The organism is Micromonospora sp. ATLC20, from assembly GCF_057196585.1.
Window position 1 is genome coordinate 18,870 of record NZ_JBXUOV010000028.1, and the last position, 26,885, is coordinate 45,754.

Sequence of the window (26,885 nt, forward strand, 5' to 3'; positions counted from 1 at the left end):
GTCCGGGCGGAGCACCGCCCGGACCGGCCACCGCCGTCAGGGCGCCGGGCGGGCGCCCACCGTCGTCACGGCGAGCGCGCCCAGGTCACCGGCGCGGGCCAGCGCGGCACGCGGGTCGGCCCCGGCCAGCCATGCGGTGAGCAGCCCGGCCGCGAACGCGTCGCCGGCGCCGGTCACGTCCACCACGTCCACCCCGGGCGCCGGCGCGAACTCCACCACACCGCCGCGCTCCACCCACACCGCACCCGCCGCGCCGCGCTTGACCACCACCCGGTGCGCCACGGCTGTCAGCGCCCGCGCCTGCGCCGCCGGGTCCAGCCCGCCGGCCAGCACCGTCGCCTCGTCCGTGTTGACCAGCAGCAGGTCGACGTCGCGTACCCAGGTCAGGAACGCCCCGCCGACGCGCCGCAGCGGTGCCGCGGACGCCGCGTCGACGCTGACGGTCAGCCCGCGCTCGCGGGCGGTGGCCAGCGCGCGCAGGCCGGCGCCGCGCGACCCGACGTCCAACAGGGTGTACGCGGACAGGTGCAGATGCCCGGCGTCGGGCGCGGCGGCCAGCGCCGCGTCCACGTGCCCGGCGGTCAGCCGCAGGTTCGCGCCCCGCTGGCTGATCATCGTGCGCTCCCCGTCGTGGGCGAGCACGATGACGGTGCCGGTCGGGTAGCCCTCGTGCCGCTCCACCGCGCAGTCCACACCGATCCGGGTCAGCTCGGCCACCCGCTCCCGGCCGGTCTCGTCGTCGCCGACGGCGGCGACCAGCGTCACCGCGGCGCCCTGCCCGGCGAGCCAGGCCGCGGTGTTCGCCGCCTGCCCGCCGCCGCTGAACCGGATCCCGGCCGCGGTGTCCGAGCCGGTGGCGAGCGGCCCGGACAGCACCGCGAGCACGTCGGTGATCACGTCGCCGACGACGACTATTCGCGGCGTGGCGCTCATGGGGCGCGGCGGGTCGCCGTGGCGACCGCGATCCGGGCCGCGAGGTCGGCGTTACGCAGGATGATCCGGACGTTCACCGTCAGGCTCGCGCCCTCGGTCGCCGAATGGAAGTGCGACAGCAGGAACGGGGTGACCGCCTTGCCGGTGATCCCCTCGCGGGCCAGCGCGGCCAGTCCCTCGGCGAGCGTGCGGTCGTGCAGCGCCGGGTCGAGCTGCTCGTCGGCGGGCAGCGGGTTGGCCACCACCAGGCCACCGTGGTGCACGCCGTGCGCCGCGCGGGCGGCCAGCACGTCCGCCACCTGCTCCGGCGACTCGACCGACCAGTCCAGGTCGAAGCCCGCGTCGGTCAGGTAGAAGCCGGGGAAGCGGCGGGTGCGGTAGCCGACCACGCCCACCCCGAGCGTCTCCAGCCGCTCCAGCGTGGCGCCCACGTCGAGGATCGACTTCACCCCGGCGCAGACCACGGCGATCGGCGTCCGGGCCAGCGTGACCAGGTCGGCCGACTCGTCGAACGTCTGCGCCGCCTCCCGGTGCACGCCGCCGAGCCCACCGGTGGCGAACACACCGATCCCGGCCGCCGCCGCGACAGCGCTCGTGGCCGCCACGGTGGTGGCGCCGTCAGCGCCGGTCGCCGCCGCCAGGGCCAGATCACGGACCGAGAGCTTGCTCACGCCGTCGACGGTGGCGAGCCGGGTGAGCTGGGCGTCGTCCAGCCCCACCCGCAGCTCGCCGGCGACCATGCCGATGGTGGCCGGCACCGCCCCCGCGTCCCGTACCGCCTGCTCGATCTCGCGCGCCACCCGCAGGTTGTCCGGGCGGGGCAGCCCGTGCGAGACGATCGTGCTCTCCAACGCCACGACCGGGCGGCCGTCCCGCAGGGCGTCGGCCACCTCACTACCGAGACTGATGTGAAAGTTGGTCACGTCGGTTACCGTACGGGCCGCTTCCGGCCGGGGCCCAGGTGGACCGGGGCGGACCGACCTGCAAAACTGGAACGCCGGAGGTGTAGTCGTGAGCACAGAGGTTCTCGAGCGTCCCGAGCTGAAGGACGCGGACACTGGTCCGGAGATGTTCCACTACGTCCGCAAGGAGAAGATCGCCGAGAGTGCCGTCATGGGCACCTACGTGGTCGCACTCTGCGGCGAGACGTTCCCGGTCACCAAGGCGGCCAAGCCGGGTTCGCCCGTCTGCCCGAAGTGCAAGGAGATCTACGACTCGTACTCCGAGTGACAGCGGGCGGCTCCGCGGCCCCTGGACGTAACCTGCGGCGGTGACCACCTCCACCGCCCTGCTTCTCGCCGACCTGACCGGCGTGGCGGTCTTCGCCGCCTCCGGCGCCTCCGCGGCGGTGGCGAAACGGCTCGACCTGTTCGGCGTGGTCTTCGTCGGCGTGGTCGCCGCGCTCGGCGGCGGCATCTTCCGCGACCTGGCCATCGACGAGGTGCCCCCACTGGCGTTCGCCGACTGGCGCTACGCCGCCACCGCGGCGGTCGTCGCCACGGCCGTGTTCTGGCTGCACCCCCAGCTCGCCCGGCTGCGCACCACGGTGCTGGTGCTCGACGCCGCCGGCCTCGGCCTGTTCACCGTCACCGGCACGCTCAAGGCCCTCGACGCCGCCGTGCCGGCCGTCGGCGCCTGCATGATCGGCATGCTCACCGCCATCGGCGGCGGTCTCGGCCGGGACCTGCTCACCGGCGAGATCCCGGTGGTGCTGCGCCGCGAGATCTACGCCCTCGCGGCGCTCGCCGGAGCGATCACTGTGGCGCTGCTGTCGGCGTGCGGACAGGCCACCGCCGTGCCGCTGACCGGCGCCGTGCTGCTCGTGTTCGGGCTGCGCCTGATCGCGCTGCGCCGGCGCTGGTCCGCCCCGGTGGCGACGATGCGGCCGCCACGCACCGGCACCCGGGGACCACTGACCTGACCCGCCCTGCGCCGGGGCGGGCGGATGTGACAGGCGTGGCGTCGAGTGGGGCGTACGGCCCGCGCTGGTTATGCTGAACCGGCCTTCGCGGCACCGGATGCGCGAGGGCGTTTTCATGGGCGGCGGCTCCCGTGGCCCCGGTCGGGCCCGCCGCCGTCCGCGGCGGAGAGGAGCTACGCGTGCCACCGCGGATGCCGACGCTCGACACGTTCCCGCCCCTGCGCGCCTGGCAACGCAAGGCGCTCGTCGAATACCTGCGCCGCCGGACCGAGGACTTCACCGCGGTCGCCACGCCCGGCGCCGGCAAGACCACGTTCGCGCTGCGCATCGCCGCCGAGCTGCTCGCCGACGGCACCGTCGAGGCGGTGACCGTGGTCGCGCCGACCGAGCACCTGAAGACCCAGTGGGCGCAGGCCGCCGCCCGGGTCGGCATCCAGCTCGACGCCGCGTTCCGCAACGCCGACCTGCACTCCGCCGCCGACTTCCACGGCGCGGTGGTCACCTACGCCCAGGTGGGCATGGCGCCGCAGGTGCACCGGCGGCGCACCATGACCCGGCGCACGCTCGTCATCCTCGACGAGATCCACCACGCCGGCGACTCGCGTACCTGGGGCGACGGCGTGAAGGCGGCCTTCGAGCCCGCGGTACGCCGGCTGATGCTCACCGGTACGCCGTTCCGCTCCGACGACAACCCGATTCCGTTCGTCAGCTACGAGCGCGGCGGCGACGGGCTGCTGCGCTCGCGCGCCGACTCGGTCTACGGCTACTCCGACGCGCTGCGCGAGGGCGTGGTCCGGCCGGTGCTGTTCCTGGCGTACTCGGGGGAGACCCGCTGGCGCACGAACGCCGGTGAGGAACTGGCCGCCCGCCTCGGCGAGCCGATGACGCAGGACCTGATCGCCCAGGCGTGGCGTACCGCGCTGGACCCGGCCGGCGACTGGATGCCCCAGGTGCTGCGTGCCGCCGACGCCCGGCTGAGCGTGCTGCGCGCCAACGGCATGCCTGATGCGGGCGGCCTGGTCATCGCCAGCGACCAGCAGGTGGCCCGCTCGTACGCGAAGCTGCTGGAGCAGGTGACCGGTGAGAAGGCCGCCGTGGTGCTCTCCGACGACCAGGGCGCGTCCGCGCGGATCGCGACGTTCGCCGCCTCCCGGCAGCGGTGGCTGGTCGCGGTGCGGATGGTGTCCGAGGGTGTCGACATCCCCCGGCTCGCCGTCGGCGTGTATGCGACGAGTGCCAGCACCCCGCTGTACTTCGCGCAGGCGATCGGCCGGTTCGTCCGGGCCCGCCGTTCCGGCGAGACCGCGTCGGTTTTCCTGCCCAGCGTGCCGCACCTGCTCGGGCTCGCCAGCGAGATGGAGGCCGAGCGGGACCACGTGCTCGGCAAGCCGAAGGACCGCGAGGGCTTCGACGACGACCTGCTGGAGCGTGCCCAGCGCGACGACGGCGCCAGCGGGGAGCTGGAGAAGCGTTTCGCGGCGCTCTCCGCGACCGCCGAGCTGGACCAGGTGATCTTCGACGGCGCCTCGTTCGGCACCGCCGCCCAGGCCGGCACGCCCGAGGAGGAGGAATACCTCGGTCTGCCCGGTCTGCTCACCGCCGACCAGGTCTCGCTGCTGCTGACGAAGCGGCAGGCCGAGCAGCTCGCCGCGCAGAAGCGCCGGGCCGCCCAGCGGACCGCTGAGCCGGCCGCTGCGGCCCCGGCGGCGGCGCCCCCACCGATGAGTGCCGCCCAGCGCCGGGTGGCGCTACGGCGGCAGCTGAACGCCCTGGTGGCCGCCCGGCACCACCACACCGGCCAGCCGCACGGGAAGATCCACGCCGAGCTGCGCCGGATCTGCGGCGGCCCGCCCAGCGCGCAGGCCACGATCGAGCAGCTCGAGGAGCGCATCGCCACCGTGCAGACCCTGTAAGGAAGGGCCCCCTGTTAACGCCTCCGGTAGAGCAGGGGCCCCTCCTTAGCACCGGGCGGCACCGCGCGGCATCAGGCGGCACCCGCACGAAAAACCGGCCGGAGGCTCCCCTTGCGGGTGCCTCCGGCCGGTCATGTCGGGTTGTGGACTTCTTGTCGGACCTCAGTTCGCCATGAGATCGGCGCCTCGCCAGCTGAACTCCGGGTCCGACGCGTAGCGCACGGTGATCTTGATCAGATCCTCCGCGTACTTGTTCGCGTGGTGCCCACAGAACACCAGCTCGCTCCCACCCGCCAGAGTGATCCGGAGCTTGCCGGCAGCATTGCAGCGGTCGCACCGTTCATCGGCGGCCGGGGGGCTCACCGTCTCGGGCGGCGGCGTGAGGGTCGGGGTCATCGCCTTCCTCCTCTGGTCGTCACCGATGAACACTCTCTTCGGTTGCTCACCTATCGTGCAACACCCATCTCGGGCCCTGCCTTCCCTGTGTGCCCGCGGGGGACCGAGGTCACACCTGGCGTGGAGGACAGTGTGCCGTGCACCAAGGGTGCCACGTCAACGATCACAAACAGGCAACCGAACGATCACTAAAGAGTGTTCTACGGTTGGTGATCAAACCGGCACGATTTGTTGACGTGCGCGGTCAGTCCAGGTAGTCGCGGAGCACCTGGGAACGCGAGGGGTGCCGCAACTTGGACATGGTCTTGGATTCGATCTGCCGGATGCGTTCCCGGGTCACGCCGTACACCTGGCCGATCTCGTCCAGAGTGCGTGGCTGGCCGTCGGTGAGGCCGAAACGCAGGCGCACCACGCCCGCCTCACGCTCGGACAGCGTCTGCAGGACCTGCTGGAGCTGGTCCTGCAGCAGCGAGAACGACACCGCGTCGACGGCGACGACCGCCTCGGAGTCCTCGATGAAGTCGCCGAGCTGGCTGTCACCCTCGTCGCCGATGGTCTGGTCGAGCGAGATGGGCTCCCGGGCGTACTGCTGGATCTCCAGCACCTTCTCCGGTGTGATGTCCATCTCCTTGGCCAGCTCCTCCGGGGTGGGCTCGCGGCCCAGGTCCTGGAGCAGCTCGCGCTGGATGCGGCCGAGCTTGTTGATCACCTCGACCATGTGCACCGGGATGCGGATGGTGCGGGCCTGGTCGGCCATGGCGCGGGTGATGGCCTGGCGGATCCACCAGGTGGCGTAGGTGGAGAACTTGTAGCCCTTGGTGTAGTCGAACTTCTCGACGGCGCGGATGAGGCCGAGGTTGCCTTCCTGGATGAGGTCGAGGAAGGCCATGCCGCGGCCGGTGTAGCGCTTGGCCAGCGAGACCACCAGGCGGAGGTTGGCCTCCAGCAGGTGGTTCTTGGCGCGCTCGCCGTCCCGAGAGATCCACATCAGGTCGCGCTGGAGGTCGCGGACCAGCTTCTCCTCGCCCTCGTCGGCGGCGCGCAGCCGCTCGGCGGCGTAGAGGCCGGCCTCGATCCGCTTGGCCAGCTCGACCTCCTGCTCGGCGTTGAGCAGCGGCACCTTGCCGATCTGCTTCAGGTACGCCCGCACGGAGTCGGCGGAGGCGGTCAGCTCGGCGTCCCGGCGCGCCTGCTTGAGCGCCTCGGACTCCTCGTCGTCCCACTCGAAGTCGTTGTCGGTGGCGGAGCTGGCCGCGTCGGCCTCGGCGGCCTGGGTCAGCTCGGCCGGCTCCTCGACCACCACGTCCTCGATCTCGGCGGCCAGCTCCTCCGGGTCGATCTCACCGTCGGGGCCCTCGGCCTTGCCACCGGCCTTGGCCGGCTTGGCCGCGGCGGTCTTCGCCGCCACCGTGGCCTTGGTGGCGCGGGTCGCCTTGGTGGCCTTCGCCGGGGCCGCGGCCTTGGCCACGTCGGCGGTGGTGGCCTTGCGCGCGGTCGCCTTCCGAGGGGCCGGGGCGGGCGACTCGTCGGCGGCCGGAGCCTGCTTCGGGGCGGGCGCGGCGGCCTTCTTGGTGGTCTTGGCGGTGGTCGCGCGGGAGGCCGGGGTGGCGGACCGGGCGGCGGCGACGCGGCGGCGGGTGCTCGCCGAGCCGTCCACCACCACCGTCACGCCCGCCTCGGAGAGTGCGCGGAGGATCTTCTTGGCCTGGGCCGGGGTCACCTCAGCGGACTCGACGGTGCGCGCGAGCTGGGCCGACGTGAGCTGGCCGCCGGCGCTCTGCGCGTGGGCGATCAGGGTGTCGGTGAGCGAGCGAACGTCGGCGCCGGTCTGGCGGGGATCTGTCACGAAGACCTTCCGGAGGCGAAAGAGCGAGCACGGCCGGGTCGTCCGGCGCAGCATGGGACGGCCGCGCCGGGCGAGTCGTTGAGGACCCCCGTGTCCCGGCCCGTCCGGTCGCTGGCGGTCCGTGGCGCGTGGGCAGGGTGAATTGTAACGCCGTCTGCCGCGATCATCCCGCGCCGCACGGCGGACCCGCGGTCCGGGACCGCAGATTCGGCGCAGATGTGGACTTTGTAAGGATGATACCCGCGCGCGAGACGGCCGGTCCCGATCGTGCGGGAAGGGGAGAAACATGATCACCTCGACGCCCACGGCGCGGGAGTTGCTCACGATCGCTGTCGACGTGGCCCGGGAGGCAGCCGCCACCGCGTACCGGATGCGGGTCGAGGGTGTCTCGGTGGCCGCGACCAAGAGCACGGTGACCGACGTGGTCACGGCCGCCGACCGGGCGGTGGAGCGGCAGGTGGTCGCCGCGCTGCGGCAGCGGCGGCCCGGCGACGCGGTGCTGGGCGAGGAGTACGGCGCGGGGGAGACCGGCCCGGCCGGCGACGACGGCGTGCGCTGGATCCTCGATCCGATCGACGGAACCGTGAACTACCTGTACGGGCTGCCCTACTGCGCCGTCTCGCTGGCCGCCGAGGTGGCCGGTGAGGTGGTCGCCGGGGTGGTCCGCAACGTCGTCACCGGCGAGGAGTGGACCGCGACGCTCGGCGGCGGCGCGTGGCGCGACGGGCAGCGGCTGCAGGGTTCCACCGCGACCGACCTCGGGCAGGCGCTCGTCGCCACCGGGTTCGGCTACGACGCCGGCCGCCGGGCGCACCAGGCGCGGGTGGTGACCGAGCTGATCCCGCACATCCGGGACATCCGCCGGATGGGCGCCGCCGCGCTCGATCTCTGCCTGGCCGCCGAGGGGCGGGTGGACGCGTACTACGAGAAGGGGCTGGCCGACTGGGACCTGGCCGCCGGCGGGCTGGTCGCCCGGGAGGCCGGGCTGCTGGTGACCGGCCTGACCGGCCGCCCGGCCGGACCGGACATGGTGCTCGCCGCGCCGCCGGCGCTGCACGGGCCGCTGCACGACCGGCTGGCCGACCTGGACGCCTCCGGCGGGCCGTGACCGGCGCCGGACACGCGACGGGGCGGCCTCCCCGGAGGGAGACCGCCCCGCGTCGCCGGGCCGCCGTCGGCTACTTCTCGATCGGCATCGGGCAGGTCTCGGGCGGCGCCTGCGGCGCGCCCAGGTCGCCGAGCGACTGGTTGACCTCGGTGGTGGTGGCGAGCTGCTGGAACTGGTTGCCCAGTACCACGTCGACCACGTCGTCCTTGCGGTTCGCGTCGAAAGCCTGGTTGGCCTCGTTGAGGAAGTACGCCCGCAGCAGGTGTGCCGAGCCCACGGCCTTGGGCCCGAACCGGAGCTCGGCCACGCCGTCGAACGCCTTCTTCTCGTTGCCGACCTTCTTGACCTGGAACTTGCGGTTGCGGAAGTCGTCCGCGACGCTGCCGGCCCGGCCGGCCTCGTCGGTGGCGTTGTAGACGTTGATCTTGACGTCCTTCTGCTCCCGCAGCCGCAGGTCGACCAGCGGCCAGCCGTCCGGGCAGGCGGCCGCCGTACCGGCTGTGCCCTGACTGTCCTTCAGCACGGCGACGACCACGACGACCAGGGCGACAGCCGCCAGCAGTCCGACGACAACGAGTGCTCGCACTCGCGCAAAACTCATCCTGGGCGCTCCCCGGACAGTGATTGGGTGGTGGCGGGCGACGCGGTCGGGCCGCGACCGGTCGGCCGTCCAGTACGCCGCTGAGGTTAACGCTTGTCCGGCTCAGGCGTGGAAACAGTCCGACATACCGGCGCGCCGGGCGGTGAACCGGTAGGACTACCCCTATCTTCGTGTCGCCTGAGTCACATTGGGAACAACTTCGGGCGCAGAGGCGTACATCTCTCCCGCAAGGGCGGTATACATGCCTCGCCCACAGGGGGGGTAAGGTTCCGCGCTCACCGGGGGCATTTCGCACCGGCGGGCCCGGCCCACCGCTCGTCGGGTCGGGTGCCCGACAGAGATGGTGGCCGGTCAGGGGAACCGAAACGGCGTCGTCCGGCGTTACAACCGGCAGCGACAATATCGATATTGGAGAGTGAAACCGATGGCCACCGACTACGACGCCCCGCGTCGCGACGAGGTCGACCTCGGCGAGGACAGCCTGGAAGAGCTCAAGGCCCGGCGGGTCGACTCACAGTCGGGCGCCGTGGACGTCGACGAGGCCGAGGTGGCCGAGAGCTTCGAGCTGCCCGGCGCCGATCTGGCCGACGAGGAGCTCACGGTCAAGGTCCTCCCGATGCAGCAGGACGAGTTCCGGTGCGCCCGCTGCTTCCTGGTCCACCACCGCAGCCAGCTGGCGGTCGAGCGCAACGGCGACCTGATCTGCCGCGAGTGCGTCTGATCCCGACCGGGGACACCAGCGGCGGCCTCCTCGACGGGGCCGCCGCTGTTCGAGCCGCCGCCGTGCGCGCGTGGCCGGGAGCTGCTTGACTCGTACGGGCGGCTGCCACGCCGCGCGGAGCAGGAGGGCGGACGGGTGAGCGAGCGCAGCGAACAAGCCGGCCCGGACACGCCCGGCCCGGAGGTACCCGGCCCGGACAGCCCGGACACCGTGGAGCTGGGCGCCACCGTCGCCGCCCTGACCGCCGACGACATCGCGCCCGCCCGCCGGCGGCAACTGCTCACCCGGCTGGTCGGGCAGGCCCGCGCCCGCGGGATCAGCGACCTGTTCAAGCCCCGTGCCGCGGTGCGCTGGATGACCGACACGGTCGCCGAGGTCGCACCGCACGTGCCGATCCGTGACCTCGCCACGCTGCGGCGGCACTTCCCCGGCCTGGACGACGAGGCGCTCGCCGACCGGCTGGTCCGCAACGCGTCCCGCGCCACCGCCGGGGTCGGCGCCGCGGGCGGCGGGGTCGCCGCCGTCGAGTGGGCGGTGACGCCCACCCTGCTCTCCGCACCCGTGCTGCTGGCCGCCGAGACGGTGGCCGTGGTGGCGATCGAGCTGAAGCTGATCGGCGAGCTGCACGAGGTCCACCGGGTGGCGCTGCCGGCCGGCGGCACCGGCCGTGCCGTGGCGCTCGTGCAGTCCTGGGCCACCCAGCGGGGGATCAACCCGATGATGCCCGGTGTCGGGGTCAGCGCGGTGCTCGGCACCGCCGCCCGCCGCGAACTACGCGACAGCCTGATGCGTCGCTTCGGGCGCAACCTCACCACGCTCGGGCCGTTCCTGACCGGCGCCGCCGTGGCCGGCTACCTCAACCGCCGGGCCACCCGCGCGCTCGGCGAGCAGCTGCGCAAGGACCTGCGGCGTACCGCGCGGGCCCTCCCGGACAAGCCGTCCTGACCGGCTGCGCCGAGCCTCGGCGGCAGCGCCGGGCCGGGCCGTCAGGCCGCGTCGCGGGCGGCCAGCAGGGCGGTCGCCAGCTGGACCGGATGCCGGGTGCTGACCACCCAGAACGGGGTCGGGTCGGCCGGGTCGTCCAGCACCACCTGCACCGCGCCGCCGATCCACGGCCGCTGCACCACGAAGGCCAGCGGGTCGGAGCCGACACCGAGCACCTCGCGCCGGCCGGCCGCGTCCAGCGGCACCACGTCCGCGACGTACCGCACCGGCAGGTGGGCGTCGTCCACCCGCAGCTCGCCGTCACGCACCTCGACCCGGATCCGGCCCAGCCACCACAGGCCGGCCACGGCGGCGGGGATCAGCAGGACGAACGGCAGCCAGGCGCGTGCCCCGGTCGCGCCCATCCACAGCTCGACCGCGAGCAGGACGGCCGCGGCCAGCCCGGCCGGCCAGGCCCACCAGGGCAGCCCGAGGCGCTCCGCGTACGGCGCGGCGGTGGCCGTCGGGGCGGCCGGAGATGACGACTGACGCACACAGACGAGGGTACGGCGCGCGGGCGGCCCGGCAACCGGCAGGATGGCAGGGGCACCCCGCAGGACCGGACGGAAGAGGATGACCGTGACAGACGTCGTACCCGTGCCCGTGCGGCTGCTCGACCCGGAGCTGCCACTGCCGGCGTACGCCCATCCCGGCGACGCCGGGGCGGACCTGGTGGCCGCCGCGGACGTCGAGCTGCCCCCCGGCGGCCGGGCCCTGGTCCCCACCGGCGTGGCGGTGGCGCTGCCGGACGGCTACGTCGGGCTGGTGCACCCCAGATCCGGACTCGCGGCCAGACTCGGCGTGACGGTGCTCAACGCGCCCGGTACGGTCGACGCCGGCTACCGGGGTGAGATCCTGGTCAACCTGATCAACCACGACCGGGACACACCGGCCAGGATCAGCCGGGGTGACCGCATCGCGCAGCTCGTGGTCCAGCGGGTCGCCCGGGCCGAGTTCCGGCCGGTGGCCGAGCTGCCCGGGTCCCGGCGTGGCACCGGCGGGCACGGATCCACCGGCGGGCACGCCGGGCTGGTCCCGGCGCCGTCCGGCGGGCAGAGCGAAGAGGTGGCAGGGTGAGTGTGAACAGCGGAGGGTGGGCGCAGTGATCTTCTCCCGGAAGCGGGCCGACGAGGCGCGTGACAATGGGGTCCTCGACGCCGAGGAGACCCCGTCGGCGCCGGACCGCGGCCCGTACGACGTCAGCGAGGCGCCGGACGCGCCTCGCCTCGACCTGGGCAGCCTGCAGATCCCGGCGGTGCCGGACGTCGAGGTGCGGGTCCAGGCCGACCCGCAGGGCGTGATCCAGCAGGTCGTGCTCGTGCACGGGCAGAACGCGCTCCAGCTCGGCGTCTTCGCCGCGCCCCGGTCCGAGGGCATCTGGGACGAGGTGCGCGAGGAGATCCGCCAGTCGCTCGTGAACGACGGCGCGACCGCCCGGGAGGTCGAGGGCGAGCACGGGCCCGAGCTGCGCGCCCGCGTGGTTACCCCGGACGGGCCGACCGACCTGCGGTTCGTCGGCATCGACGGCCCGCGCTGGATGGTGCGCGGCGTCTTCCAGGGCGCGGCCGCCACCGACCCGGCCGCCGCCGGCCCGCTCGCGGCCTGCCTGGACGGCCTGGTCGTCGACCGCGGCCAGGAGGCCAAGCCGGTGCGCGAGCCGCTGCCGCTGCGGCTGCCCCGCGAGGTCGCCGAGCAGCAGGCCGCCGACCAGCAGGAGGTCTGAGCCACACGTGCCCGGGCCCGGCGCCGCTCCGCGCCCGGCCCGCGCCGTGTCCGGTTCGCCGGCGGCGCTACGCGCGACACGCCGCTCCCGCCGGCGGGCCACACCGGCGTACGCTGGCGGGACGGTTCCGCCGCCCGCGGGGCCCCGCTGTGGAGAGGGTGACGCGGAGGTCATGACGACCGACGAGAGCCGGGGGTCGCTGCGGCGGCTCCTGCACCGGCTCACCGCGAGCGAGGCCGAGATCGAGGCGCAGGAGCTGCGCCGGGAGAGCGCCGAGTCCGGCGGCACGCCCGCCCACCAGTGCAACAGGGGTCAGGTGGTGTCGGTGGCCGGAAGGCTGCGTACCGTCGTCTACACGCCCCGCACGAACCTGCCCACGCTGGAGGCCGACCTCTACGACGGCAACGACGTGGTGACGCTGGTCTGGCTGGGCCGCCGGCACATCGCCGGGATCGAGCCGGGCCGGCACCTGACCGCGCGCGGCCGGGTGGCGGTGCGTGACGACCGCAAGGTGATCTACAACCCGTACTACGAGCTGGAGTCGCCGAAGTGACGACCGGACAGCAGCACACCCCGTCGGGCCTCGGCCCGCAGGACGAGGAGCGGCTGCCCAGCCTCGCCGAGCAGATGGCCGACCAGCTCGGCGGATGGCGCGGGCTGGTCGAGTCGAGCATCCCGGTGGTGGTCTTCGTGATCGCCAACGTGATCGGCGAGCTGCGCCCCGCCGTGTACGCCTCGGTGGCGGTGGCGCTGCTGATCGCCGGGCTGCGGCTGGCCCAGCGCAAGCCGGTGCGGCACGCCGTCAACGGGCTGTTCGGCGTCGGCATCGGCGCGCTGCTGGCGCTGCGCACCGGCGACGAGCGCGACTTCTACCTGCCGGGCATTCTCTACGGCATCGGGTACGGCCTGGCGCTGCTGCTGTCGGCCGCGATCCGGCAGCCGCTGGTCGGCTGGATCTGGTCGGTGCTGGTCGCCAAGGGCCGCTCCGAGTGGCGCGACGACCCCAAGCTGGTCCGCACCTTCACCCAGCTCACCGTGCTCTGGGGCGTGGTGTGGCTGGCCAAGGTCGGCGTACAGGCCGGGCTCTACCTGGCACACCAGGACACCGCGCTCGGCGTGGCCCGGCTCGCCCTGGGCTACCCGCCGTACGCGCTGCTGCTGCTGATCACGGTGTGGGTGGTGCGCCGGGTCACCCGGGAGACCGCACCCACCCCGCTACCCGGCTCCTGACCCCGCCTCAGGCGCGGTCGCGGTGCCGGTCCGCGCTGGCCGGGCCGAGGATCACCGCGCGCACGTCGTCCTCCACCGCCGCGGTGCAGACGAACACCAGCTCGTCGCCGGCCTCGATCGGGTCGTCCGGGGTGGGCACCAGCACCCGCTTGCCGCGCACGATCGCCACCAGCGCCGCGTCCCGGGGGATCGGCACCGCGTGGATCGGCTGCCCCACGTAGGGCGCTGTCGGCGGCAGCGTGATCTCGACCAGGTTCGCCTCGCCCTGACGGAACGTCATCAGCCGGACCAGGTCGCCGACGGTGACCGCCTCCTCGACCAGCGCCGCCATCACCCGCGGCTTGCTCACCGCGACGTCCACGCCCCACTGCTCGGTGAACAGCCACTCGTTCTCCGCCCGGTTGACCCGGGCGACCACGCGGGGCACCGCGAACTCGGTCTTGGCCAGCAGCGACACCACCAGGTTGACCTTGTCGTCGCCGGTGGCGGCCACGACCACGTCGCACCCGGCCACGTCGGCCTCCTCCAGGCTGGCCAGCTCGCACGCGTCGGCGAGCACCCAGTCGGCGGCCGGCACCCGGTCGGGCCGCAGCATCTTCGGCTGCCGCTCGATCAGCATCACCTGGTGGCCGTTGTCGATCAGCTCCTGGGCGATCGAGCGGCCCACGTTGCCGGCGCCGGCGATGGCGATCCGCATGGCTCAGTGCCCCCCTTCCGGCGGCGCCGCCGCCACCGACGTGACCGGGCCGTTGATGTCGTCGGTCACCAGCATGTAGACCTGATCGCCCTCCTGGATCACCGTGGAGGCGGTGGGCAGGGTGCCGATCCCGAACCGGTTCAGGTAGGCCACCCGGGCGCCGACGGCCTGCTCCAGCTGCCGCAGCGGCCGGCCGATCCATTCCTTGTGCACCGGCACCTCGATGATCGAGACGGTGCTCGTCGGGTCGCGGAAGATCTCCACGTTGCCCTCGGGGACCAGGTGGCGCAGCATCCGGTCGGCGGTCCACCGGACGGTCGCCACGGTCGGGATGCCGAGCCGCTCGTAGACCTGGGCGCGGCGCTGGTCGTAGATGCGGGCCGCGACCCGGGACACGCCGAACGTCTCCCGCGCCAGCCGAGCCGAGATGATGTTGGAGTTGTCGCCGCTGGACACCGCCGCGAACGCGTCGGCCCGCTCGATGCCGGCCTGGCGCAGCACCTCGCCGTCGAAGCCCGCACCGGTGACCGTGATGCCGGCGAAGTCCGGCCCGAGACGGCGGAACGCGTCCGCGTCCTGGTCGATCACCGCCACCGAGTGCCCACGCGACTCCAGGCTGTGGGCCAGGGTCGATCCGACCCGGCCGCAGCCCATGATCACCACATGCACGGTGTCCGCTCCTCCCACGGCGCCGCCCGCCGACCCGTCGCCTGCGAGCCTGCCACGTCCCCCCACGGGACGGGGGACCGAACCGTACCGCGCGGCCGCACGCGGGGGAGATCGACCACCCCCGCGCCCCGGACCCGTTGGTCGTACGCTTGGCGGTTGTGGCCCGACCCACCTCGCTGCTGAAGCGACTCCTCCTCGGTCGACCGTTCCGGTCCGACCGCCTCCAGCACACCCTGCTGCCGAAGCGCATCGCGCTGCCGGTCTTCGCCTCGGATGCGCTCTCCAGCGTGGCGTACGCCCCGGACGAGATCCTCCTGACGCTGTCCATCGCCGGAGCCTCGGCGTTCTTCTTCTCGCCATGGGTGGCGCTCGCGGTCGTCGTGGTCATGCTGACCGTGGTGGCGAGCTACCGGCAGAACGTGCACGCCTACCCCTCCGGCGGCGGCGACTACGAGGTGGCGACGGTCAACCTCGGTCCCAAGGCCGGCCTGGCGGTGGCGAGCGCGCTGCTCGTCGACTACGTGCTCACGGTCGCCGTCTCGGTCTCCTCCGGCGTGGCGAACCTCGGCTCGGTGGTGCCGTTCGTGGCGACCCACAAGGTGCTCATCGCGGTCAGCGCGGTGGTGCTGCTCACCGCGATCAACCTGCGCGGCCTGCGCGAGTCCGGCACCGCCTTCGCCGTCCCCACGTACGGCTTCGTGATCGTGATCGGCGGCATGCTGCTGACCGGGCTGGTCCGCATCTTCGTGCTCGGCGACGACCTGCGTGCGCCGAGCGCCGGCCTGGAGATCCAGGCCGAGCACAGCGTCACCGGGTTCGCGCTGGTGTTCCTGCTGCTGCGCACGTTCTCCTCCGGCTGCGCCGCGCTCACCGGCGTGGAGGCGATCTCCAACGGCGTACCGGCGTTCAAGAGCCCGAAGTCGAAGAACGCGGCGACCACGCTGCTGCTGCTCGGCGGCATCGCGGTGGCGATGCTGGTCGGCATCATCTGGCTGGCCCGCCTCACCGGCCTGCAGTTCGTCGAGGACCCGGGCAGGCAGATCGTCTCCGGCCCGGACGGGTACGTGCAGAAGACGGTCACCACCCAGCTCGGCGAGACCGTGTTCGGCGGCGGCTCGGTGCTGCTCTACGTGGTCGCCGGGATGACCGCGCTGATCCTGTTCCTGGCCGCCAACACCGCCTTCAACGGCTTCCCGGTGCTCGGCTCGATCCTCGCGCAGGACCGCTACCTGCCCCGCCAGCTGCACACCCGCGGCGACCGGCTGGCGTTCTCCAACGGCATCCTCTTCCTGGCCGTCTTCGCGATCGTGCTGATCGTCGGTTTCCAGGCCGAGGTGACGAAGCTCATCCAGCTCTACATCGTCGGGGTGTTCGTCTCGTTCACGCTCTCTCAGGCCGGCATGATCCGGCACTGGAACCGGCACCTGCGCCGCGAGCGCGACCCGGAGGCGCGCCGGCGGATGATCCGCTCCCGGGCGATCAACACGTTCGGCATGGTCATGACCGGCGTCGTGCTGATCATCGTGCTGGCCACGAAGTTCCTGCTCGGGGCGTGGATCGCGATCGTCGCGATGGCCGTGATGTACGTGGTGATGCTCGGCATCCGCCGCCACTACGACCGGATCGCCGAGGAACTGGAACCGACCGAGCAGCGCGGCGTCCTGCCCGCCCGCAACCACGCCATCGTGCTGGTCAGCAAGCTGCACAAGCCGACGCTGCGGGCCGTCGCGTACGCCCGGGCCACCCGGCCGGACACGCTCACCGCCGTCACCGTGAACGTGGACGAGCAGGACACCCGCGATCTCCAGGCCGACTGGGAGCGCCGCGAGCTGCCGGTGCCGCTCACCGTGATCGACTCCCCGTACCGGGAGATCACCCGCCCGATCCTCAACTTCGTCGCGTCGGTGCGCCGGGAGTCGCCGCGCGACGTGGTCACCGTCTTCATCCCCGAGTACGTGGTGGGCCGCTGGTGGGAGAACCTTCTGCACAACCAGAGCGCGCTGCGGCTCAAGGGGCGGCTGCTGTTCGAGCCGGGCGTGATGGTGACCAGCGTGCCGTGGCAGCTCGCGTCCACCGCCAGCAAGAACCTGGACCGGCTGGACGCCACGCTGAGCCGGGGACCGGCGCGTGGCCCCCGGGTGGCGCCGCAGAGCACGCTGCCGCCGCCGGTGGCGTCCACGCCGTCCGCGCCCTCTGCCGAACGGGAGGAGCGGTCGTGAGCGCCGACGAGCGTCCCGTTCCTGTGCCGGCGGCGCAGCGGCCCGGGCTGGAGGAGGCCGAGCGGGTCGAGCTGACAGTCGACGCGGTCGCGCCGGGCGGGCACTGCGTGGCCCGCGTCGGCGGCCAGGTGGTCTTCGTCCGGCACGCGCTGCCCGGCGAGCGGGTGATCGCCGAGGTGACCGAGCTGCACCGGGGCTTCGCCCGCGCCGACGCGGTGGAGATCCTGGACGCCTCGCCGGACCGGGTCACCCCGCCGTGCCCGTACGCCCGGCCGGGCCGGTGCGGCGGCTGCGACCTCCAGCACGTCGCCCCGGCCGCCCAGCTCGACTGGAAGCTCTCCGTGGTGCGCGAGCAGCTCACCCGGCTGGGCGGCCTCACCGCGGAGCAGATCGACGCGCTCGGCGTCCACGTCGAGGCGCTGCCCGGCGGGCCGCTGGGCTGGCGCTCCCGGGTCCGCTACGCGGTCGACGCGGCCGGGCGGGCCGGGCTGCTCAAGCACCGCTCGCACGAGGTCGTGCCGATCGACAGGTGCCTGATCGCGCACCCGGCGATCCAGGACCTGCCGGTGCTCCCGCCCACCGGTGCCCGCTGGCCCGACGCCGACGCGGTGGAGACGGTCGCCAGCACCGGCGGGGACGTCGCCGTGGTCGCGTACACCGATGGGGTTCCGACGGCGGTGAGCGGGCCGGAGCGGGTCCGGGAGACGGCGGCCGGGCGGTCCTTCACGCTGCCCGCCTCCGGGTTCTGGCAGGTGCACCCGGCCGCGGCGGACGCGCTGACCGGCGCGGTCCTCGACCTGCTCGACCCGCAGCCGGGCGAGACGGCCTGGGACCTGTACGGCGGGGCCGGCCTGTTCGCCGCCGCGCTCGCCGAACGGGTCGACGGGGCCCGGGTGACGCTCGTCGAGTCGGCGCCGGACGGGGTGGCCGCGGCCCGGCAGAACCTGGCCGACCTGCGCGCCGTCGAGGTGGTCGCCGCGCGGGTGGAGGCGGCGCTGTCCCGGCGCCGGATCACCGGACCGGTCGACCTGGTGGTGCTCGACCCGCCGCGCTCCGGCGCGGGCGCGCCGGTGGTGCGTGCGGTGGCGGGCGCCGGGCCGCGCGCTGTCGCCTACGTGGCCTGCGACCCGGCCGCGTTCGCCCGGGACGTGCGCACGTTCACCGAGGCGGGCTGGCGGCTGGCCGCGCTGCGCGGCTTCGACCTGTTCCCGATGACCCAGCACGTGGAGCTGGTGGGCCTGTTCCTGCCTGGCTAGCCTGACCCGATGAAGATCGTCGGGCTGATGTCGGGCACGTCCTACGACGGGGTGGACGTGGTGGCCGCCGAGTTCACCGCCGACGGCGACACGCTGCGGCTGCGGCCGCTCGGGCACCGGGAACTGGCGTACCCGGACGACCTGCGGGCCGAGATCGGCGCGCTGCTGCCCCCGGCGGCCACCACGATCGAGGCGGTCTGCCGGCTGGACAACCGGCTCGGCGAGGTGTTCGCCGAGGCGGCCGCGGCCGGCGTCGAGCTGGCCGGGGGCACCGCCGACGCGGTCGTGTCGCCCGGGCAGACGGTCTTCCACTGGGTCGAGGACGGCCGGGTGCGCGGCACGCTCCAGCTCGGCGCGCCGGCCCGGGTGGCCGCCCGGGTGGGCATACCGGTGCTGCACGACCTGCGCTCGGCGGACGTCGCCGCCGGCGGCCAGGGCGCGCCGCTGGTCCCGGCGTTCGACGCGCTGCTGCTCGACCCGGCCGCTGGTGCTGCACCCCGCGCCGCGTTGAACCTCGGCGGGATCGCGAACCTCACCGTGGTCGCGCCCGGCACGCCGGTCCTCGGGTACGACGTGGGCCCGGCCAACGCGCTGCTGGACGCCGCAGCCCGGCGGTTCCTGGACCGGCCCTGCGACGTCGACGGGGCCCGCGCCGCGGCCGGGCGGGTGCACGAGGCGCTGCTGGCCCGGCTGCTCGCCGAGCCGTACTACGCCGCGCCGCCGCCCAAGTCGACGGGTAAGGAGCTGTTCCACGGCGGCTACCTGGACGCCGCGCTGAGCGGGCTGGGCGAGCCGGTGGCCGCCGACGACGTGCTGGCCACGCTCACCGAGCTGACCGCCCGCACGGTGGCCGACGCCTGCGACCGGCACCGGGTCACCGAGGTGGTGGCCGCCGGCGGGGGAGTGCGCAATCCCACACTCCGGGCGCGGCTGGCCGCGCTGGGCGCGGGACGCTGGCGGCTGCGCACCACCGACGAGCTGGGCGTACCGGCCCAGGCCAAGGAGGCGTACGCGTTCGCGCTGCTCGGCTGGCTGTCCTGGCACGGGCTGCCAGGCGCGGTGCCCTCGGTGACCGGGGCGTCCCGGGCCGCCGTGCTCGGCTCCTGGACGCCGGCGGGCCCGTCCGCCACAGCACCCCGCCCACCCGCGCCCCGGCGGCTGGTGGTCGACGCCTGACCTGGGTCGATGCACGGCCGGGCTGCGGACTGTTCCGCGGCCGATAGACTCTCCGGTCATGAGTGTTGAAGAGGGCACGGCCAACCACGGTCGGCTGCTGGGCACCGTCCGCGGCCCGCAGGACGTGAAGCGGATGACCGCCGAGCAGCTGGACATCCTCGCCGCCGAGATCCGTGACTTCCTGATCGCCAAGGTCTCCCGCACCGGCGGCCACGTCGGCCCCAACCTCGGTGTGGTCGAGCTGACCCTGGCGATGCACCGGGTCTTCGACTCCCCGCGTGACCGGCTCCTCTTCGACACCGGTCACCAGGCGTACGTGCACAAGATCCTCACCGGCCGGCAGGAGGGCTTCGACAAGCTCCGCCAGCGCGGTGGCCTCTCCGGCTACCCCAGCCAGGCGGAGAGCGAGCACGACCTGATCGAGAACTCGCACGCCTCCACCGCCCTGTCGTACGCCGACGGCCTCGCGAAGGCGTACGCGCTGCGCGGCGAGAAGCGCTCAGTGGTCGCCGTGGTGGGCGACGGCGCGCTCACCGGCGGCATGTGCTGGGAGGCGCTGAACAACATCGCCACCGCCGGCAACCCGCTGGTGATCGTCGTCAACGACAACGGCCGGTCCTACTCGCCGACCATCGGCGGCCTCGCCGACCACCTGTCGTCGCTGCGGCTCAACCCCGGCTACGAGAAGGTGCTCGACACGGTCAAGGACGCGCTGGGCAACACCCCGTTCGTCGGCAAGCCGATGTACGAGGTGCTGCACGCGGTCAAGAAGGGCATCAAGGACGCGGTCGCCCCGCAGGCCATGTTCGAGGACCTCGGCATCAAGTACGTCGGCCCGGTCGACGGCCACGACGTACCGGCCGTCGAGGCGGCACTGCGCGCCGCGAAGAACTTCGGCGGCCCGGTGATCGTGCACGCGGTCACCCGCAAGGGCTACGGCTACCGTCCCGCCGAGGACGACGAGGCCGACTGCCTGCACGGCCCCGGCGCGTTCGACGCCGAGACCGGCAAGCTGCTCGCCGTGCCGTCGGTGAAGTGGACGAACGTCTTCGCCGACGAGCTGGTCGCGATCGCCGACGAGCGCCCCGACGTGGTCGGCATCACCGCCGCCATGGCCGAGCCCACTGGCATCGCCACGCTCGCCCGCAAGTACCCGGAGCGGGTGTACGACGTGGGCATCGCCGAGCAGCACGCCGCCACCTCCGCCGCCGGCCTCGCCATGGGCGGGCTGCACCCGGTCGTCGCGGTCTACGCCACGTTCCTCAACCGCGCGTTCGACCAGGTCCTGCTGGACGTGGCCATGCACAAGCTGCCCGTCACGTTCGTGCTGGACCGGGCCGGCATCACCGGTCCGGACGGGCCCAGCCACTACGGCATCTGGGACATGTCGGTCTTCGGTGTGGTGCCCGGCCTGCGGATCGCCGCGCCCCGCGACTCGGCCACGCTGCGCGAGGAGCTGCGCGAGGCGGTCGCCGTCGACGACGGCCCGACCATCCTGCGCTTCCCGACCGGCACCGTCGCCGCCGACCTGCCGGCCGTACGCCGGGTCGGCCCGGTCGACGTGCTGGCCGAGTCGGCGCGTACCGACGTGCTGCTGGTAGCGGTCGGCTCGTTCGCCGGCCTCGGCGTGGAGGTCGCCGCCCGGGTCGCCGAGCAGGGCTACGGCGTGACTGTGGTCGACCCGCGCTGGGTGCGCCCGGTGCCGGCCGAGCTGGTCGAGCTGGCGTCCGCGCACCGGCTCGTGGTCACCGTGGAGGACGGCGTACGCATCGGTGGCGTCGGTTCCGCGCTGGCCCAGGCGATGCGCGACGCCGACGTCCGCGTACCGGTCAAGGACATGGGCGTACCGGCCGACTGGCACCCGCACGGCAGCCGCGCGCAGATCCTGGCCGACCTGCGGCTGACCGCGCAGGACGTGGCGCGCGACGTCACCGGCTGGATCTCCGGCCTGGACGCCGCCCCGGTGGACCCGGCCACGAACGGAGCCCGAGCCCAGAGCTGAGCCTGCCTCCGTCCAGCCCGCCTCGTCGATCTTGCACTTGCGGCCCTCCTGATGTCGGTTTCGCCCGATCAGGGAGGGCCGCAATCGCAAGATCGCGGGGCCTGACGTGGAAGGAGGGCCTCGTGGAGATACGCGAGGCGGTGCCGGGGGATCTCTCGGGGATCGTCGGGCTGCACAGCCGGGCGCGGGTCGCCTACTACGGGGCCGGCGGGCTGCCGGTCGGGGAGATCCTCACCCCGGAGCCGGCCCGGGAGCAGCGGGAGGGCTGGGCGGCGGCGATCACCTCGGCGCACAAGCAGGTGCGAGTCGCCATCGTGGACGGTGCAGTGGCCGGCGTGCTGGCCATGGGACCGCCGCCCTCGTCCGGCCTGGATCCACGCACGACGGCGCAGCTCTACCAGATCCACGTCGACCCGGAGATGTGGGGACGAGGCGTGGGGAGTGCGCTGTACGCGCTGTTCGTACGGCACCTCCAGGACGAAGGACTGGCGCTGGGCGTGCTGGAGGTGTGGAAGCGCAACACCCGGGCTCGCGCGTTCTATACCCGCCACGGCTGGCGCCCCGACGGCACCTCCCGCCCCGGCCCAGCCCAAACCCCCTACCTGGGCATGCGGCTGACCCGCCTTTAGCCCACCCAGCCCTCAGCCCGCCCCGACCTCGTCGATCTTGCACTTCCGGCCCCCAGATTGCCGGTTATGCCCTGTTCAGCGGGGCCCCAACTGCAAGATCGCCGAGCCGAGCCGAGCCGAGCCAGCCCCGCCCCGCCTGGCTCCGTCCTGTTGACCAAGGAGTTCGGGTGCGTGGAGGGCCCTCCGGATGGCACAAACTCCTTGATCACCGAGCAGGGTGGGTGATCATGAGGTTGGCGGTGTGGGGTGTCCGGTTTGTCGCCGTCAAGTTCATGATCGACGGGAGCGGGCCAACGCGCGAGGCGGGGCCGGGACAACGCGCGGGGCGGGACGCGGGTCAGGGGGTGGGGAGGGAGCGGTACCACGTTTTCTCGGTGCCGGCCAGGCTGAACGTCTGCCTGGCGTCGGTGTGCTCGACCACCACCAGGCCGGGACGGTCCACCAGGCGCGTCGTGCCGGGCGGTGCGGAGAACGAGGCGTCCCGGGTACGCCAGGACAGCACCGCCAGCGGCCGGCCCGGCATCGGCAGGTGGTACGCCTGAAGCGTGGTGGACCGGTCGGCGGGGGAGACCACCGGGGTGCCGCCGTCGGCCGGCCGGTAGACCACCGCCGTCATGGTCGCGCCCGGGGTCTCCCAGCTGAGCTGCTCCAACTCGCCCGGCTCCCCGTCACCGAGGGCCACCGAACCGAGCGAACGCGTCGCGATCTTCGCCATCGGCCAGGACTCCGGCGCGGAGCGGGGCGCCTCCCGGTCGCCGATGCGGCGCGGCACACTGCCGAACGGGCCCCGCTCACCGGCGAGCACACAGGTGTCCAGCCCGGTCAGCGCGCGCTTGCCGGCGCCCGTCTCGTCGCGTACCAGGGGGTAGCGGGGTGCTTCGGTGGCCGTACCCAGGTCGAGGACGCGGTCCGCGGCCTTGCCGCGCGGCAGCGACGGTGTGGCCCGCAGCGTCGCGGTCAGTTCGACGGCCCGGCAGGCCGGTACGGCGACCGGGTCGCTGACGCCGTCGGTGCCGCCGAGCACCTTGCCGTCGGGCCCGGTCAGGCGTTCGACGCGGGCCGAGGTGAGGTAGCGGCGGCCGGACGGCTCCCGCACCGGCAGCACGTCGGAGTAGACCAGGTAGCCGGGGTCGGTGTACTCGGTGGCGTGGACGACCCGCCAGCGCTGCCCGTCCCGGTCGAGTTGCAGCAGCCAGGAGGCCGACTCGCCGGGCACGTCGGCGGCGACGAGCGCGAGCGCCGACCCGGCGACCTGACCGGAGAAGAGGATGCCGGACGTGGGCACGTGCACCCGGTCGTCCACCGGGGAGCGCCAGTCGCGTACCGCTGTCGTGATCGCGGCGGTAGCCTCGGCGTCGCGGGCCAGGCTGCCGCGCGGCGGCCACACCGCGAGGGTGCCGTCCAGGCTGTCGTAGCCGACCCGCAGGTCCGCCGGCCGCCGTTCGGCGACCGGTCCGCAACCGGCCGTGACCAGCAGCAGAGCTGCCAGCGCGATGCCCGTCGTAGCGCCTCGGCGGGCTGAAAGCACCCTGATCCCCTCGCCGGTCGTCGGTCGGAAGCCCACATGGTACGAGACGACCGGTCACCCGGCCGCGCCCGGCTCACCCTTTCGGCCGATCGGCCACTGCGGAACGTGACGGGCGATTCGGGTACCAATATCCGGCTCCGGTAGACTCCGCCGACTGTGACGCCTGCCGAGACCCGCGGCGCCTCGACGCCGGACGCCGCCGCCCCGACGGGCCACCGCGCCGTCACCCTGGACCCACCATCGGTCACCATCACCGCCGAGCCGGAGCCGGCGACCACCACCCCGCCCGAAGCGCCGGCCGAGCCGGAGGCGCCGGGCGCACGGCGCGCGCGCCGGTGGCGGTGGACGCGCCGCCGGATCGACCTCACCGTGTACGGCGGATTCCTGCTCGCCGCGATCTGGGTCACCAGCGGCATCTGGGTCGACCCGGCCGGACGGGTGGCCGCGCTCTACAGCAGCGACCCGGCGCAGGTGCAGTTCTTCCTCGCCCACTCGGTGCGGGTGGTGCTGCACGGCGAGTTCCCGTTCTTCACCGAGCAGTTCAACTACCCCGACGGCGTCAACCTGATGGCGAACACCGCCATCCTGGCGCTCGGCATCCCGATGGTGCCGGTGACCCTCCTGTTCGGACCGGCGGTCTCGTTCGTCACGCTGGTCACGCTCGGCCTGGCCGGCACCGCCGCCGCCTGGTACCGGGTGCTGTCCCGGCACCTGATCCGGCACCGCCCGGCCGCCGCCGTGGCGGCCTGGTTCTGCGGCTTCTCACCGGCCATGCTGTCGCACGCCAACTGGCACCCGAACATCATCAGCCAGTTCCTGCTGCCGTTCATCGTGTGGCGGGTGCTGGTGCTGACCCGCTCGACCCGGCCGGTCCGCGACGGCGTGCTGCTGGCGCTGCTGGTCACCGCGCAGGCGTTCATCAACGAGGAGATCCTGCTCTTCACCGCGCTCGCGCTGGGCGTGTTCCTGATCGCCGTGGTGGTGCAGCAGCGGGAGCGGTGGAGCACCGCGTGGCGGCCGCTCGGCGCCGGGCTGGCGGTCTGCGCGGCGCTGGCCGGGGCGCTGCTGGCGTACCCGCTGTGGGTGCAGTTCGCCGGCCCGATGGCGTACCACGGGCTCAGCGACGCGGTGCGCGACTACGGCAACGACATCGCCGCGTTCTTCGCCCCCGGCTCGCCCACGTTCGGCGGCAACGAACGCGCCAACGTCAACCTCGCGCCGAACTACTCGGAGGAGAACGCGTTCTTCGGCTGGAGCCTGTCGCTGCTCGTCGTCGGCATCGTGGTGTGGCTGCGGCGGGACGTGATCGTCCGCGCGCTCGCCGCCACCGGGCTGTTCTTCGCCGTGCTCTCCCTCGGCGAGCGGATCTCCTGGTGGGACCGGGAGATCGCCACCGGCCCGTGGGAGCTGCTGGTACGGCTGCCGCTGCTCGACGCCGTGGTCCCGACCCGCTTCGGCCTGATCACCGGCGTGACGGTGGCGATCCTGCTCGCGTACGCGGTCCGGCGCGCCTGGGCGCTGCGCGGCGTGGACCGGCGGACCGCCCGCAGGCTCACCGCCGCGGGCCTGGTCCTCGCGCTGCTGCCGATCGCGCCGATGCCGTTGCAGGTCACCACCCGGGAGCCGGTGCCGGAGTTCATCACCGCCGACCGGTGGCGCAAGTACGTCGGGCCGGATCAGACGCTCGTGTCCGTGCCGGTGCCCGCGATGGGCAACACCGACCCGATGCGCTGGGCGGCCAGCACCAACCTCGACTTCAAGATCCCCGGCGGCTACTTCCTCGCGCCGCGCAACGGCGTCACCGGCGATCCCGGACGCTTCGGCGGCCGCCCCAGCGGCATCGGCGAGATGCTGCGGGAGGTATCGTCCACCGGCCGCATGCCGAAGCTGGACGACCGCCAGCGGCGCCGCTACCTGGACGAGCTGCGGCACTGGAACGCGGCGGTGGTGGTGCTGCCGCGCGACGAGCAGAACGCCGAGCCGCTGCGCCGCACCGTGGAGCAGCTGGTCGGCCCCGGACGGCAGGAGCTGGACGTGTGGCTGTGGGACGTGCGGAAACTGACCAGCCGGTCCGCCTGACCGAACCGGCGGTCCCCGCCCCCGCGCCCCGCCGCCGCCGGCCCCGCCCGGTCGACGTGCTGGTGGTGACCGGCTACCTCGGCCTGGCCGTGCTGCTCACCACCGGCCAGTGGCGCCGGCCGGAACGGCTGTTCCACCAGGCCGGCGACCAGATGCTGTTCGAGTGGATGCTGGCCCGGGCCGCCCGCGCGGTCACCGGCGGCGAGAACCCGCTGTACAGCGGCGCGCTGAACGCCCCGGACGGGGTGAACCTGATGGCGAACACGTCGGTGCTCGGGCTGGGCGTGCCGCTCACCCCGGTCACAGTCGTCTTCGGCTCCCAGGCGGCCTTCCTCGTCGCCGTGACGCTCAGCCTCGCCGGCACCGCCACCGCCTGGTACGCGCTGCTCGCCCGCCGGCTGGTCCGCTCCCGGTCCGCCGCCGCGGTGGGCGGCCTGTTCTGCGGCTTCGCCCCGGGCATGGTGGCGCAGGCCGGGGCGCACCTGCACATGGCCGCCCAGTTCCTGGTGCCGGTGATCCTCGCGCTGGTGTTCCGCCCGGCCACCGACCGGGTCCGCCGCGACGGCGTGCTGCTCGGGCTCGCAGTCGCGTACCAGGTGTTCCTCGGCGAGGAGGTGCTTGTCTTCCTGGCGCTGGCAGCCGGGGTGTTCGCCGGGGCGTACGCGCTCGCCGACCGGGCCGCCGCCCGCCGCCTGGCGCCGGTGGTGGCCCGCCGGCTGGGCGTCGGCGCACTGGTGGCGGGCGTGCTGCTGGCGTACCCGCTGTGGTTCCAGTTCGCCGGCCCGGGCCACTACCGGGGGATGCCGTTCCACACCGAGGGCTACCGGCTGGACGTGGTCTCGTTCGCCGCCACCGCCCGGCAGACGGTCGCCGGGGACGCCCACCGGGCCGGGCTGCTGTCGCCGAACCCGACCGAGCAGAACTCGTTCTTCGGCCCGTTCCTGCCGCTGCTGGCCGTCCTCGTGGTGGTGCGGCTGTGGCGGCGGCCGCTGGTGCGCGCGCTCGCCGCGTGCGGCCTGCTGTTCGCGCTGCTGTCGCTCGGCTCCCCGGTGGTGGTGAACCGGCACGACACCGGGCTGCCCGGCCCGTACCGCCTGCTCGCCGGCGTGCCGCTGCTGGACCTGGTGGTGCCGGCGCGGTTCGCGCTGGTCTGCGTACCGGTGCTCGGGGTGCTGCTCGCGCTCGCAGTGGACCGGGTCCGGCACGGCGCCGCGCGCACCTGGGCGCCGTGGGCCGGCGCGGTCGCCGCCGCGC

The 26,885-nt window shown here is 73.8% G+C and carries 26 protein-coding genes; 17 read left to right on the plus strand and 9 right to left on the minus strand.

Annotated features, from left to right (window positions below; genetic code table 11):
* Positions 1–36 precede the first annotated feature (36 nt).
* Positions 37–933, minus strand: coding sequence for a carbohydrate kinase family protein (locus tag AC2CHG_RS09175; RefSeq protein ID WP_262013549.1), 897 nt, complete (start codon positions 931–933; stop codon positions 37–39).
* Positions 930–1,856, minus strand: coding sequence for a pseudouridine-5'-phosphate glycosidase (locus tag AC2CHG_RS09180; RefSeq protein WP_484524542.1), 927 nt, complete (start codon positions 1,854–1,856; stop codon positions 930–932). Before AC2CHG_RS09180 ends, AC2CHG_RS09175 begins: the two co-directional genes overlap by 4 nt.
* Positions 1,857–1,944: 88 nt before the next feature.
* On the opposite strand from AC2CHG_RS09180, the gene AC2CHG_RS09185 reads away from it, so the two are divergent.
* The 3 genes from AC2CHG_RS09185 to AC2CHG_RS09195 all read left to right on the plus strand — a co-directional run bounded on the left by AC2CHG_RS09185 (position 1,945) and on the right by AC2CHG_RS09195 (position 4,767).
* Complete coding sequence (locus AC2CHG_RS09185; RefSeq protein WP_091579574.1) at positions 1,945–2,163, plus strand: DUF3039 domain-containing protein; 219 nt, start codon at positions 1,945–1,947, stop codon at positions 2,161–2,163.
* A gap of 40 nt (positions 2,164–2,203) precedes the next feature.
* Positions 2,204–2,854: a trimeric intracellular cation channel family protein gene (locus AC2CHG_RS09190; RefSeq protein ID WP_262013547.1), complete on the plus strand. Its 651-nt coding sequence runs from the start codon at positions 2,204–2,206 to the stop codon at positions 2,852–2,854.
* A 179-nt stretch (positions 2,855–3,033) separates the two neighbouring features.
* Positions 3,034–4,767 carry a DEAD/DEAH box helicase gene (locus AC2CHG_RS09195; protein ID WP_484524543.1) on the plus strand — a complete coding sequence of 578 codons (1,734 nt, stop codon included), beginning with the start codon at positions 3,034–3,036 and terminating at the stop codon, positions 4,765–4,767.
* A gap of 162 nt (positions 4,768–4,929) precedes the next feature.
* Here AC2CHG_RS09195 and AC2CHG_RS09200 read toward each other — a convergent pair whose 3' ends face one another.
* Positions 4,930–5,163 carry a DUF7455 domain-containing protein gene (locus AC2CHG_RS09200; RefSeq protein WP_262013545.1) on the minus strand — a complete coding sequence of 78 codons (234 nt, stop codon included), beginning with the start codon at positions 5,161–5,163 and terminating at the stop codon, positions 4,930–4,932.
* Between the two features lie 244 nt (positions 5,164–5,407).
* The gene (locus AC2CHG_RS09205; RefSeq protein ID WP_121684303.1) at positions 5,408–7,009 is read right to left on the minus strand and encodes an RNA polymerase sigma factor; all 1,602 of its coding nucleotides are present in this window, start codon (positions 7,007–7,009) and stop codon (positions 5,408–5,410) included.
* Between the two features lie 286 nt (positions 7,010–7,295).
* Here AC2CHG_RS09205 and AC2CHG_RS09210 point away from each other — a divergent pair, with 286 nt between their 5' ends.
* On the plus strand, positions 7,296–8,117 hold the full coding sequence (locus AC2CHG_RS09210) for an inositol monophosphatase family protein (RefSeq protein ID WP_262013544.1): 822 nt from the start codon (positions 7,296–7,298) through the stop codon (positions 8,115–8,117).
* Positions 8,118–8,187: 70 nt separating this feature from the next.
* Here the strand turns inward: AC2CHG_RS09210 and AC2CHG_RS09215 are convergent, their stop codons facing one another.
* Complete coding sequence (locus AC2CHG_RS09215) at positions 8,188–8,703, minus strand: LytR C-terminal domain-containing protein (protein WP_262013654.1); 516 nt, start codon at positions 8,701–8,703, stop codon at positions 8,188–8,190.
* Between the two features lie 439 nt (positions 8,704–9,142).
* On the opposite strand from AC2CHG_RS09215, the gene AC2CHG_RS09220 reads away from it, so the two are divergent.
* Entirely contained in the window at positions 9,143–9,439 is a 297-nt protein-coding gene (locus AC2CHG_RS09220; protein ID WP_013284790.1) for a DUF4193 domain-containing protein, read from the plus strand.
* A 210-nt stretch (positions 9,440–9,649) separates the two neighbouring features.
* On the plus strand, positions 9,650–10,384 hold the full coding sequence (locus tag AC2CHG_RS09225; RefSeq protein WP_262013653.1) for a hypothetical protein: 735 nt from the start codon (positions 9,650–9,652) through the stop codon (positions 10,382–10,384).
* Positions 10,385–10,425: 41 nt separating this feature from the next.
* Here the strand turns inward: AC2CHG_RS09225 and AC2CHG_RS09230 are convergent, their stop codons facing one another.
* The gene (locus AC2CHG_RS09230; protein WP_128139123.1) at positions 10,426–10,917 is read right to left on the minus strand and encodes a DUF3093 domain-containing protein; all 492 of its coding nucleotides are present in this window, start codon (positions 10,915–10,917) and stop codon (positions 10,426–10,428) included.
* An 85-nt stretch (positions 10,918–11,002) separates the two neighbouring features.
* On the opposite strand from AC2CHG_RS09230, the gene dut reads away from it, so the two are divergent.
* The 4 genes from dut (at position 11,003) to AC2CHG_RS09250 (ending at position 13,376) form a co-directional block, all read left to right on the plus strand.
* Positions 11,003–11,500 (plus strand): dUTP diphosphatase, encoded by a 498-nt coding sequence (dut, locus tag AC2CHG_RS09235; protein WP_181726802.1) that lies wholly within the window; start codon positions 11,003–11,005, stop codon positions 11,498–11,500.
* Positions 11,501–11,525: 25 nt separating this feature from the next.
* On the plus strand, positions 11,526–12,146 hold the full coding sequence (locus AC2CHG_RS09240) for a DUF3710 domain-containing protein (protein WP_262013543.1): 621 nt from the start codon (positions 11,526–11,528) through the stop codon (positions 12,144–12,146).
* Between the two features lie 172 nt (positions 12,147–12,318).
* Positions 12,319–12,699: an OB-fold nucleic acid binding domain-containing protein gene (locus AC2CHG_RS09245; protein WP_013284795.1), complete on the plus strand. Its 381-nt coding sequence runs from the start codon at positions 12,319–12,321 to the stop codon at positions 12,697–12,699.
* Positions 12,696–13,376, plus strand: a complete 681-nt coding sequence (locus AC2CHG_RS09250) for a DUF3159 domain-containing protein (RefSeq protein ID WP_194803002.1) — start codon at positions 12,696–12,698, stop codon at positions 13,374–13,376. The genes AC2CHG_RS09245 and AC2CHG_RS09250 overlap by 4 nt, the downstream gene beginning before the upstream one ends.
* 7 nt (positions 13,377–13,383) lie before the next feature.
* Here the strand turns inward: AC2CHG_RS09250 and AC2CHG_RS09255 are convergent, their stop codons facing one another.
* Both AC2CHG_RS09255 and AC2CHG_RS09260 read right to left on the minus strand, forming a co-directional pair.
* A complete protein-coding gene (locus AC2CHG_RS09255; RefSeq protein ID WP_262013542.1) occupies positions 13,384–14,073 on the minus strand; it encodes a potassium channel family protein in 690 nt (229 codons plus the stop codon).
* Between the two features lie 3 nt (positions 14,074–14,076).
* Complete coding sequence (locus AC2CHG_RS09260; RefSeq protein WP_262013541.1) at positions 14,077–14,742, minus strand: potassium channel family protein; 666 nt, start codon at positions 14,740–14,742, stop codon at positions 14,077–14,079.
* Positions 14,743–14,900: 158 nt separating this feature from the next.
* Between AC2CHG_RS09260 and AC2CHG_RS09265 the strand changes: the two genes are divergently transcribed.
* The 5 genes from AC2CHG_RS09265 (at position 14,901) to AC2CHG_RS09285 (ending at position 22,024) form a co-directional block, all read left to right on the plus strand.
* On the plus strand, positions 14,901–16,961 hold the full coding sequence (locus AC2CHG_RS09265; protein ID WP_484524544.1) for an APC family permease: 2,061 nt from the start codon (positions 14,901–14,903) through the stop codon (positions 16,959–16,961).
* Entirely contained in the window at positions 16,958–18,217 is a 1,260-nt protein-coding gene (locus tag AC2CHG_RS09270) for a class I SAM-dependent RNA methyltransferase (RefSeq protein WP_262013539.1), read from the plus strand. Before AC2CHG_RS09265 ends, AC2CHG_RS09270 begins: the two co-directional genes overlap by 4 nt.
* Positions 18,218–18,226: 9 nt before the next feature.
* On the plus strand, positions 18,227–19,393 hold the full coding sequence (locus AC2CHG_RS09275) for an anhydro-N-acetylmuramic acid kinase (RefSeq protein WP_402811458.1): 1,167 nt from the start codon (positions 18,227–18,229) through the stop codon (positions 19,391–19,393).
* A gap of 58 nt (positions 19,394–19,451) precedes the next feature.
* Positions 19,452–21,395, plus strand: a complete 1,944-nt coding sequence (gene dxs, locus AC2CHG_RS09280; protein ID WP_318333054.1) for a 1-deoxy-D-xylulose-5-phosphate synthase — start codon at positions 19,452–19,454, stop codon at positions 21,393–21,395.
* A 122-nt stretch (positions 21,396–21,517) separates the two neighbouring features.
* Positions 21,518–22,024: a GNAT family N-acetyltransferase gene (locus AC2CHG_RS09285; RefSeq protein WP_484524545.1), complete on the plus strand. Its 507-nt coding sequence runs from the start codon at positions 21,518–21,520 to the stop codon at positions 22,022–22,024.
* Between the two features lie 337 nt (positions 22,025–22,361).
* Here AC2CHG_RS09285 and AC2CHG_RS09290 read toward each other — a convergent pair whose 3' ends face one another.
* Positions 22,362–23,552 carry a hypothetical protein gene (locus AC2CHG_RS09290; protein WP_262013535.1) on the minus strand — a complete coding sequence of 397 codons (1,191 nt, stop codon included), beginning with the start codon at positions 23,550–23,552 and terminating at the stop codon, positions 22,362–22,364.
* A 249-nt stretch (positions 23,553–23,801) separates the two neighbouring features.
* Between AC2CHG_RS09290 and AC2CHG_RS09295 the strand changes: the two genes are divergently transcribed.
* Positions 23,802–25,631 (plus strand): DUF6311 domain-containing protein, encoded by a 1,830-nt coding sequence (locus AC2CHG_RS09295; RefSeq protein WP_484524548.1) that lies wholly within the window; start codon positions 23,802–23,804, stop codon positions 25,629–25,631.
* On the plus strand, positions 25,589–26,885 hold a 1,297-nt coding region (locus tag AC2CHG_RS09300), incomplete at its 3' end, for a DUF6311 domain-containing protein (RefSeq protein WP_484524546.1). The genes AC2CHG_RS09295 and AC2CHG_RS09300, both read left to right, overlap by 43 nt.

Bases quoted from the DNA above. Each gene is read 5' to 3' on its own strand.
- AC2CHG_RS09175 (WP_262013549.1), bottom strand. From the start codon at position 933: ATGAGCGCCACGCCGCGAATAGTCGTCGTCGGCGACGTGATCACCGAC.
- AC2CHG_RS09220 (WP_013284790.1), top strand. From the start codon at position 9,143: ATGGCCACCGACTACGACGCCCCGCGTCGCGACGAGGTCGACCTCGGC.
- AC2CHG_RS09275 (WP_402811458.1), top strand. From the start codon at position 18,227: ATGAAGATCGTCGGGCTGATGTCGGGCACGTCCTACGACGGGGTGGAC.
- AC2CHG_RS09245 (WP_013284795.1), top strand. From the start codon at position 12,319: ATGACGACCGACGAGAGCCGGGGGTCGCTGCGGCGGCTCCTGCACCGG.
- AC2CHG_RS09200 (WP_262013545.1), bottom strand. From the start codon at position 5,163: ATGACCCCGACCCTCACGCCGCCGCCCGAGACGGTGAGCCCCCCGGCC.
- AC2CHG_RS09255 (WP_262013542.1), bottom strand. From the start codon at position 14,073: ATGCGGATCGCCATCGCCGGCGCCGGCAACGTGGGCCGCTCGATCGCC.
- dxs (WP_318333054.1), top strand. From the start codon at position 19,452: ATGAGTGTTGAAGAGGGCACGGCCAACCACGGTCGGCTGCTGGGCACC.
- AC2CHG_RS09210 (WP_262013544.1), top strand. From the start codon at position 7,296: ATGATCACCTCGACGCCCACGGCGCGGGAGTTGCTCACGATCGCTGTC.